Here is an 8306-nt window from a genome sequence, read left to right as displayed (position 1 = left end):
ATCTTAAACAAACGTTTATTTAACCACTTCATCCTATAGTCACAAAATCCGGAAACACTTTACATGACAAAGGCGTACTACAGATGAAAAGAACTAACGATTTCGGCCGTAATAATGAAAGTATTCCATGATATTGAAGAAATTACTGCAAAGAAAAAAGACGCATTTAAATGGATGCGTCTTTTGGCGATGTTTCTTTTGTGAAATCATATAAAGCAATTGCGCCTAAAATAACCAATATACTTTCAGGGGCATCTAACAAAATAGCTCTCCAAGTTTCTGAGACTACCCATTTAATACCTGCCGCTGATTCAAGATATGTTTGAAAATAACTAATTGTAAAATCAATTACATATAAACATACTAGTAATGTTAGACCAAATCGAATTAATTTCTTATTTGTAAACATGTAACACCTCTCAAAATTAATTGGATATTTCTGATTTTAGTTCGTTATATACAAAAATCCCTATATTTAATTTTAACATACAAAAATATCCAAATAAATACAATATGCATATTTGCATATTTCTTGCATATTGAGGAATTACTGTTAATAAAAAGGCCCTACTAGTAACCTCATAACAATGGAATCATTTGAACCACTATATAACCGATTCCTGCATGCGAAATAAAGGAGAAGCCTCGTTTACAGGCTCCTTCATCATCTATTCAAGTAATCGGCAATTGTTTGAAATACGACGATATACATATTATGAATACTTTCTTCCGTATTTCCACCATTCGATAAACCAACTGCCCATTGTTGTCCTTCACCACTTCCGATATTCGCAAAGCCTTGCGTATACATAGCATTTACATCTTTTCGTGCACTGTTATAATCTATCCCTTTTGTAATAAACGTTGAATATGATTTATCTTGCAAACCGATAAAAAACACTGGTTTCTTTAGCGATGAAAATACATTTTTATACTGTTCTGTTGAGGCTTCTTGAAAGTGATCTTTCATTATGAGAAAACCATCCATTTCCTTAGATTTCTTTTCCAGTTCCTCTAACTTCGTTTCCTCAAACTTTATATTCCTAAATGTATCTTTCGGCTTCTCTCCAACAACTCCAATTACGAGTGCTCTTCCGTTATATTCTAATTTTTCTCCTTCTTTATCCTTTGCACACCCAGCGCTCACTAGGCATATCAATATAAAAAATAAGAAATACGATAAACGCTTCATTTAGCACCCTCCCCTTCTTTTCAGTCAAGTGACAAAAACGTAAGGTTCATTCAAGAAAATGTAAGTAAAATCGATAGCTCAAATTGTGTTTCTATATTATAATCAATTGAATTTACTTACATTACTAAACATAGGAGATTATCATGAAGAAATTTAAACTTTCATCTTTTCTTCCGTTAAGTTATATACTTCTACTCGTACTCGTAAGTCCCCTTTACGATGTATTAAATAAATCTACTGTACACGCAGTAGATGTCACAACTGTAGTAGATAATTGGATTCCATTTGTAAAAGCATTTATTATTCCTTATTTACTTTGGTTTCCTTACTTATACGGCGCACTTATTTATTATTGCTTTGCAGATCGAAAACAATATTATGTCACTTTAAGTAGTATCATTCTTGGAAAACTTGCTTGTTTTTCTATTTATTATTTTTGGCAGACAACTGTACCACGCCCAACAGTCGTTGGATCAGACGTATTTTCCGAACTAGTCCGCTATATTTATAGTATCGATCAACCGGTAAATTGTTTCCCTAGCATTCACGTTCTTACTACCTTTGTCATTATGCTAGCTGCCTTTAAACGTAGAGAAGAACATGCTTTTGAATATTACATTCTTACCTTCTTCGGTACGCTTATTATTTTATCAACGCTATTTACGAAGCAACATGCATTTGTAGACGCCATTTCTGGAATGACGCTTGCAAGCATACTTTACTTCGGCGTACAGCTGCTATTAGCAAAAGAAACGGTACGTGTTCCAGTAAAACAAAATCACAAAATGTAAAAAGCAGACTGTGGCTTCCAGTCTGCTTTTCTCTATATAAAGTGAAACTTTAATCAGTGGGGGTTTTGTTCATCCCCCACTGATTATTAGTTGAACCAATCGGGCTTTTACGGGCAGTTGATCACCCACCTAACTTCTTTGCTTTCGCTGAATTTTGAGGTGGGGTCTTACTGCCCGTTAAATGCGGGATAAAAGGAAATTTTCAATTTAAGATTGCGGTACAGTCATATCACCAGAGTGAATACGACCTGCTTTTTTAAGAGCAATGTAAAGTATATACGAAACAGCTACTGGAATGATGATATAAGTGATTACCATCGCCGGGACAACTTCCCATCCTTGGCTGGAAATTAAATTAATTGGTGCGATAAGAGAACTCAATCCAAGACCTGCAATTTCTTTTCCTGCTTCCAGTTGGAAAATTAATGCTGATACTGGACCAACTATAGCACTGGCGACGACAGTTGGGACGAGAATCATTGGATTTTTAGTGATATTTGGCAACTGTACTTTCGGAGTACAAAGTGCCTGAGCTAATATGCCACCTAAATTGTTTTCTTTCGCTGAGATTACAGAGAATCCGATAAACTGAGCAACGCATCCTGCAAGAGCAGCACCACCTGCAACACCGTCTAAGCTAAGGGCGATTGCTAACGCAGCTGATGAAGCTGGAGAGATAAGTAATAGTCCCCAAACGACTGCAATGACGATAGAAGCGATAAACGGGCTACCAGCTGAACTATCTTTAATGAATGCTCCAACTGCATTTAAAACCGGACTAATATTTTGTGCTAACCAAATGCCTACTAAACCAGAACCTAATATTGCCGCAAATGGAACGAGCATCATATCTAATGCAGTTTTTCCACTTAATCGTTTACCAATATATACAGCTAAAGTCGCTGTTAATAATGCACCGATTGGCTCACCTGTTTTAATGATTAGACCTGCTTCAGTAATTGAAATAGATCCGGCACCAATCGCTCCAGCTACCATAGCCGAGAAGATTACAAGACCGTTTGCACCGAGCATAAAAGCAATTCCGGCACCAATCGCTGGTGCCATAAGTGATTTTGCAACAACTCCGATTGTAATAAGCAACGGAATATCAACAATTCTTCCTATATTTTCGATTAGTAAACCAATTCCAAGGGATACGAAAATACCTTGCGCGATTCCAGCTGACGCTTTAAATACACGAGACATTATATATTCCTTCATTTGTTTCACCTTCTCCTATAAGTTAGTAACCAATTGTTTTCATATAATCACGTAAAATATCGTTTGATTTTGCGAATCGAGATTCTTCATCCTCTGTTAAGTTTAGTTCTACAACTTCTTTCATACCATCTCTAGTAATAATAGCTGGCACTCCTGTACAAATATCATATTCACCGTACTCTCCATCTAAAATGGCCGATACAGCAATGACACGGTGATCATCGTTAAAGATTGAACTCGCAATATATGCTAGAGAGTTTCCGATTCCGTAATAAGTAGTTCCTTTACGCTTATAAATTTCCCATCCAGCTTTTGCAGTCTTCTCAACAATTTCATCTAAATCTATTTCACCAAATCGTTCTTTTTGTTCCTCTAAAATTTGTAGAATTGGCTTTCCACCAACAGTTACGTGGGACCAAGCAACCATTTGGGAATCACCATGTTCTCCTAATGAATACCCATGAATACTACGAGGATCTACATGTAACATTTCAGATAAAATTGTTCGTAAGCGAGAAGAATCTAGTGATGTACCAGTACCGATCACACGATTTCTAGGTAATCCAGATAATTTCCACACTTGATATGTAATAATATCAACTGGGTTCGATGCAAGTAAGAAAATACCGTCAAATCCACTTTCCATTACACCGCCAACAATACTTTCCATAATCTTCGCACTCGCTCCTAAAGTATCTAAGCGACTTTGTCCAGGCTTTGGTGCTGGTCCCGCTGTAATAATAACGATATCCATATCTTTGCAGTCTTCATAGCTTCCTGCATATACTTTTGTTCTTGTATTTGTAAAGTTAATGCAATGTGATAAATCCATCGCTTCCCCAACTGCACGTTCATGATTTATATCAATTAATAATAATTCTTCGCAAATGCCTTGATTCACAATAGAATATGCACAACTTGATCCAACTAATCCAGTACCGATAATTGCAATTTTTCTTGTATTTCGTCTCATAGCAATCTCTCCTAATTGATCATATAATCTATTTCTTTTGTTCTTTACACTCCTAATTATAGAGATTTCCACGATAGAAACCATGGATACTTTGTGAAATATTGAACAAAGTTTTTGTCCTTTTTGTGAATTGTTATATTCCATTTTCGTCATATTTGTTACAACTGGAAAAATATTTATTATATATTTATTGACATGCCCAAAACAAAAAACGAGCGACTTCATTCGCTCGTTTCTTCATCCCATTATTCTGCACTTAATTGACTTTTTAATTGCTGCACAATCATTGGATTAGCAGGTGCTGCCGGTTTGTAATAACTCTTTTGCTTTGCGTACTCATACATATTGCGTTGGCGCATCTCATCTTGATTACGAATTTGGATTAACGTTTGATGTAACTGTTCATTATCAGACTGAGAAATATAATTTGCATAACTTGTTAAACTTGCATTTAACCCTGCTAAATAATCATTTACCATATCTTTTTCATTCATCTGTCGTTTCCTCCTATCCTAGGAAAGTCATTAATTGCTGTTTCGTATTTCTTGCATCTTGCGCATCCTTTTGTAGCATTTGTTTCAACTCTGGATCTGTACACGTCTGTGCATACTGCTCCAACTTGTTAATAATTGTTGCATGTCCACCAATTAAATGACGTAAGTTTTCTACTTCAAGCTCTGTTAAGTTTTGCATAGAATACTCCTACCTTTCTTCTTTCATTCTCCTTTAGTATTCTTTTCTTTTGAAATCATATGCACTAAAAAACCTTAGAATTTCTCCTAAGGTCGCTGACTGTCTCTCTTCTTATTCAATCTTTTATTACATGTAATCCTTTAATAAACGTTTCCAATAATACATGTAAACTTGTATCTAAATCAAGCGGCAAACCAAATCCACCTTGCTGTTCAATCGACGCAAATCCATGACAAATACTTCTAAATCCACGTGTCGCATGAAGTGCATGCTCTCCTTCTAAGCCGTACTGTTGTAAAACCTGAAGACAAAGCTTCACAATTCCGTCACCTGCTTTTCTTACTTCTTCATCTCGTAAAAAAGTTGCTTCATACAGTCCAGGATGTTTGCGTACGAATGCTACATACGCTTCTCCTAAAGCATGAATTGCTTCGTCCGTACATTTACCCTCAGCAGCTTCTTCCAGTCTGTTATGCAGCTGTTTGATTCCGTAAATACCAAGATTTTTCCGTACATCTTGTAAGCCTTTCACATGATTGTATAGCGAAGGTGAACGTACCCCTAATGTTTGCGCTAATGAAGCTAACGTTACTTCTTGTATTCCATTCTCATCCGCAATTTCTACCGCTGTTTCGACAATTTTCTGTAATGTAAGTCCGATTCTCGGTGACATCAATTAACCCTCTTTTCTACTTTCTATATTCCGCTTCGCTTCCTTAATAGCAAGTTTTATGGCAGTGCCCGGATTCTTTATCATTTTCCCATGTCCTACCGCAAGCAAGGAAGGCTCATATTCACTTAGCTTCTCTGCACTTTGTAATGATATTTCTTTGCTCCACGTTGCCATCGCAGGAAACGGAAACCAAAATTTCATTTGTCCCGAAACAGCCATACCGCCTCTTGTTTGGAATGCATCCCCGACAATAAGAGCTTTATTCCGTACATCAAGAAACGACATGGAGCCTGGCGTATGTCCCGGTGTCATAATCGCAAGAAGCGATCCAACTCGGTCGCCATCTTCCAATAAAACATCAGGCACCGTTTTTACTTTTTTAGGTACACCGCCTTTTATCGGTATATTCGGTTCACCCTTTTGTAACGTCTTATCTCCTTCTAACAGCTTTGCGTCCCGCTTAGAAATATAAACTGGAACATTAGGAAGTACTCCCTTTAATACGTCTAATGCACCGATGTGATCATCATGCGCATGTGTTAATACAATCTTAGTAATTGGCTTTCCTATTTTCTCAGCCGCCTGTAAAATACCTTTTGCGCTATATGGCAAAGCCGCATCAATTAAAGTTAAACCATCTTCTTCCTCCACAAAGTAACAATTCACAGGAAACACTCTTGGTAAAAATGACAATTGATATACCGTTTTTTCATGTATCATTCTCATATTTCCATCTCCCTTTTCACGAAAACTAATACCATTAGTTTTATTATACTAATGGTATTAGTTTTATGTCACTAAAAATTTCATTTTTACAAAAAAAAAGAAAAGTAGCCGTTTATACGACTACTTTTCTTTACAGCTATTAAACCGTGTAACGCTCATCTTCTAAAATTTTCGCAGCGATTTCACGTTTCTTCGGAATTACGTTAAGTGGTGTGTGGCGAGTTAATTTACGTAATGATGATAACATCATGCGCAGCATGTCGCCGTTTTCAACTGCGATAAGTGTTTCTTTCGCATCTGCTTCGATTTCGTTAAATGCTTCTTGGCAGAATACTTCAGTGTATAACACTTTTTGTTTATTCTTTTCAAGACCAGTTGTTTTAATCGCTTTTTCTGTACGAAGAACAGCGGACTCCATTGCGTATAGGTTGCTTACGATGTCAGCGATATTCACAAGAATTTCTTGCTCTTTATCTAATGCTTTACCGTATTTTTGAGCAGCTAATCCAGCTACCATTAAGCCAATTTTCTTCGCGTTAGTTACTAAATATTTTTGAAGTGCTAATGGCTCATCGCCTACTTCTTCTGGCATCATCATCATTAACTCTTCTTGTAATTTTTGTGCTTTTTGAAGAAGTGGTAATTCACCTTTCATCGCTTTACGTAAGAACGTACCTGGTACGATTAGGCGGTTAATTTCATTCGTACCTTCGAAAATACGGTTAATACGAGAATCGCGGTACATTCTTTCAATCTCGTACTCTGCCATAAATCCGTAACCACCGTGAATTTGAACACCTTCATCTACTGTATAATCTAATACTTCAGAACCGAATACTTTATTTAAAGAGCACTCGATTGCATATTCAGCGATAGAAGCTGCTACTGCTTTACCGTCCTTTACTTCTTCTTCAGATAATGTGCTCATGCGGCTTTCAAATAAACCTACTGTACGATATACAGAGCTTTCAGCCGCATATGTTTTTGCTGCCATATTCGCAAGTTTCTCTTGAATTAATGGGAAGCGAGCGATTGGTTGTTTGAACTGTTGACGTTGGTTTGCATATTGTGCTGAAATTTCTACTGCACGTTTCGCAGATCCAACTGTACCAACACCTAATTTATAACGACCGATATTTAAAATGTTGAACGCGATAATATGACCTTTACCGATTTCACCAAGTAAGTTTTCTTTCGGTACTAATGCATCTTCTAAAATTAACGTACGAGTTGATGAACATTTAATACCCATTTTCTTTTCTTCTGGGCTTGTAGATACGCCAGCATATTCTTTCTCTACGATAAATGCTGAGAAGTGCTCTCCATCAATTTTTGCGTATACGATAAATACGTCAGCGAATGCAGAGTTTGTAATCCATTGTTTTTCACCATTTAATACGTAGTGTGTACCTTCTGCATTTAAACGTGCAGTCGTTTTTGCACCTAATGCATCAGATCCTGAACCTGGCTCAGTTAATGCGTATGCAGCTAATTTTTCACCAGTCGCAAGTAATGGTAAATACTTTTTCTTTTGCTCTTCGTTACCGAATAACACGATTGGTAAAGATCCGATACCTACGTGAGCACCGTGAGTAATTGCAAAGCCACCAGCGCGAGAGAATTTCTCTGCGATTAACGCTGAGCTTACTTTATCAAGGCCAATTCCGCCGTACTCTTCTGGTACGTCAGCGCCTAATAAACCAAGTTCCCCAGCTTCTTTTAAAAGACGAACAGAACGATCAAACTCGTGTTGCTCTAAATATTCAAGCTCTGGAAGAACTTCATTTACGATAAAGTCCTCTGTCGTTTTTGCAATCATTTTATGCTCAGATGAAAAATCCTCTGGCGTAAACACTTGATCAATCGTAATCTCATCAACTAAAAAGCTACCGCCTTTAACCGCATTTCCTACTGTTTTTTCCATGAAAATTTCCTCCTTCATATTTTCATAAGCCGCTCCTTTCTTTTTGAAAGAAGCTGGCTCTCAATTTTATTTTTTATAAACCTTTGTTGCTTCCATTCTTTGCATTGGCGTCT

General features: G+C 36.9%; 10 protein-coding genes. 1 reads left to right on the top strand and 9 read right to left on the bottom strand.

The features are described 5' to 3' along the window. Nucleotides 1-166: 166 nt before the first annotated feature. A complete protein-coding gene (locus MR113_RS25995) occupies nucleotides 167-409 on the bottom strand; it encodes a DUF3937 family protein (RefSeq protein WP_141434873.1) in 243 nt (80 codons plus the stop codon). A 255-nt stretch (nucleotides 410-664) separates the two neighbouring features. Further along, nucleotides 665-1192 (bottom strand): hypothetical protein, encoded by a 528-nt coding sequence (locus MR113_RS25990; protein ID WP_242257353.1) that lies wholly within the window; start codon nucleotides 1190-1192, stop codon nucleotides 665-667. A gap of 143 nt (nucleotides 1193-1335) precedes the next feature. Here MR113_RS25990 and MR113_RS25985 point away from each other — a divergent pair, with 143 nt between their 5' ends. Beyond that, nucleotides 1336-1983 (top strand): phosphatase PAP2 family protein, encoded by a 648-nt coding sequence (locus tag MR113_RS25985; RefSeq protein WP_242257352.1) that lies wholly within the window; start codon nucleotides 1336-1338, stop codon nucleotides 1981-1983. 207 nt (nucleotides 1984-2190) lie between these two features. Here the strand turns inward: MR113_RS25985 and MR113_RS25980 are convergent, their stop codons facing one another. The 7 genes from MR113_RS25980 to MR113_RS25950 all read right to left on the bottom strand — a co-directional run bounded on the left by MR113_RS25980 (nucleotide 2191) and on the right by MR113_RS25950 (nucleotide 8193). Next, a complete protein-coding gene (locus MR113_RS25980) occupies nucleotides 2191-3204 on the bottom strand; it encodes a PTS sugar transporter subunit IIC (RefSeq protein ID WP_000666163.1) in 1014 nt (337 codons plus the stop codon). A 22-nt stretch (nucleotides 3205-3226) separates the two neighbouring features. Continuing rightward, nucleotides 3227-4177: an L-lactate dehydrogenase gene (locus tag MR113_RS25975; protein WP_242257351.1), complete on the bottom strand. Its 951-nt coding sequence runs from the start codon at nucleotides 4175-4177 to the stop codon at nucleotides 3227-3229. Nucleotides 4178-4422: 245 nt separating this feature from the next. Further along, nucleotides 4423-4671 carry a spore coat protein gene (locus MR113_RS25970; RefSeq protein WP_001002992.1) on the bottom strand — a complete coding sequence of 83 codons (249 nt, stop codon included), beginning with the start codon at nucleotides 4669-4671 and terminating at the stop codon, nucleotides 4423-4425. Between the two features lie 13 nt (nucleotides 4672-4684). Next, the gene (locus MR113_RS25965) at nucleotides 4685-4870 is read right to left on the bottom strand and encodes a hypothetical protein (RefSeq protein ID WP_001180553.1); all 186 of its coding nucleotides are present in this window, start codon (nucleotides 4868-4870) and stop codon (nucleotides 4685-4687) included. Between the two features lie 115 nt (nucleotides 4871-4985). Further along, the gene (locus tag MR113_RS25960) at nucleotides 4986-5543 is read right to left on the bottom strand and encodes a TetR/AcrR family transcriptional regulator (RefSeq protein ID WP_242257350.1); all 558 of its coding nucleotides are present in this window, start codon (nucleotides 5541-5543) and stop codon (nucleotides 4986-4988) included. Nucleotides 5544-5546: 3 nt separating this feature from the next. Continuing rightward, nucleotides 5547-6269 carry an MBL fold metallo-hydrolase gene (locus MR113_RS25955; protein WP_242257349.1) on the bottom strand — a complete coding sequence of 241 codons (723 nt, stop codon included), beginning with the start codon at nucleotides 6267-6269 and terminating at the stop codon, nucleotides 5547-5549. A 139-nt stretch (nucleotides 6270-6408) separates the two neighbouring features. Then, nucleotides 6409-8193, bottom strand: a complete 1785-nt coding sequence (locus MR113_RS25950) for an acyl-CoA dehydrogenase family protein (protein ID WP_000416287.1) — start codon at nucleotides 8191-8193, stop codon at nucleotides 6409-6411. Nucleotides 8194-8306 lie beyond the last annotated feature (113 nt).

The sequence above is a fragment of the Bacillus cereus group sp. BfR-BA-01379 genome (genome assembly GCF_022663605.1).
In the GTDB taxonomy this organism is placed as follows: domain Bacteria; phylum Bacillota; class Bacilli; order Bacillales; family Bacillaceae_G; genus Bacillus_A; species Bacillus_A mobilis.
The sequence above is the reverse complement of the archived record's forward strand: the minus strand, read 5'-3'. Positions and strand labels throughout refer to the sequence as shown.